General features: G+C 74.2%; 1 protein-coding gene and 1 pseudogene. Both read left to right on the top strand.

Translation table 11 applies throughout. The annotated features are described in order from the left end of the window. A partial coding sequence (locus AC1DWF_RS32695) for a hypothetical protein (protein ID WP_476842670.1) occupies positions 1-266 on the top strand: 266 nt, incomplete at its 5' end. Next, positions 263-970, top strand: a pseudogene (locus tag AC1DWF_RS32690) (hypothetical protein); the annotation flags it as partial. The gene AC1DWF_RS32695 and the pseudogene AC1DWF_RS32690, both read left to right, overlap by 4 nt.

The following is a 970-nucleotide window of genomic DNA, read 5'->3' as shown; positions in this document are numbered from 1 at the left end:
GGACGGAAACGGCCTGGGTGCTGGAGGCTGCCCTGGTCGTGGTGGTGCCCCTGACCGGCACGCTGGCGACCTTCGTCATCGGCGGGCTGGCCTTCGTCGGCGGGGCGGCAGCGGTCGGGCGGGTTTCGACCGGCTTCTTCCTGCAACTGGTGGGCGGCTTCCTGATCGGCACGCTCGCCTACGGCTTCGTCCGGTGGCAGCGGGACAGGCGAGGCTGTCCGGTGCGGCCGCTTTGGCTCTGGCCCTGGCAGGAGACGCGCGAATGAACGGGACATCGCCACCGGACCCCGCCACCCTGGTCGGCACGGTGCTCCGACGGCTGTTCTGGGTCGCGCTGGCCGTGGCGGTGCTGCTGCTGGCCTTCGGCCCGCTCGTCGTGGTCCTGGCTGGCCTCGCCGGCCTGGCCTGGCTGGCATGGCGCAGCGGAATCCTGCCGGCACTGCCCGGCGTGGCGGCGCCGGGCTGGCTGGGCCTGGGCTTCGCGCTGCTGGCCCTGGCGCTGCTGCTGAGCGGCGGGGGTGTTTTCCTGCTTGTGCTCCTGGGCCTGGCCATGATCGCGGCCGGGGCGATCGGCGCCGCGCGGTTGYGCGCCTTCTGGTCGGTGCTGCGGGCGTTCTGCGCCCTGGCGGAATGGCTGGCTGCGGATGCGCCCCGGCGCCTGCGGGCCTTGCGCGACCTCCTGCGGGACCTGCAGGCCGCAACGGGGGAAGCCGCCGCCGCCTGCCGCCCGGCAGGGGCGGCACGGGTTCCGCTGGAGCAGCTCGGCGCCGCCATCACCGGGCTGCGCGTGAGCGTGCCCAAGGCGACGAAGGACCGGGACATCACCCTGCCCGTGGGCAAGGAGAAGATCGTCCTCCCCATCTGGAGCATCGACCCCGTGGGCACCGTCGCCACGCCGAGCGGAGCGCAGAAGGTCCGGGACGCGGTCCATGCGGCGGGGGAGCAGTTGGAGGAGGCGGCGGGACGGCTC

It is taken from the genome of Aminobacter sp. P4_D5, from assembly GCF_056401815.1.
Note: the sequence above shows the minus strand (reverse complement) of the source record. Positions and strands in the feature narration are given on the sequence as shown.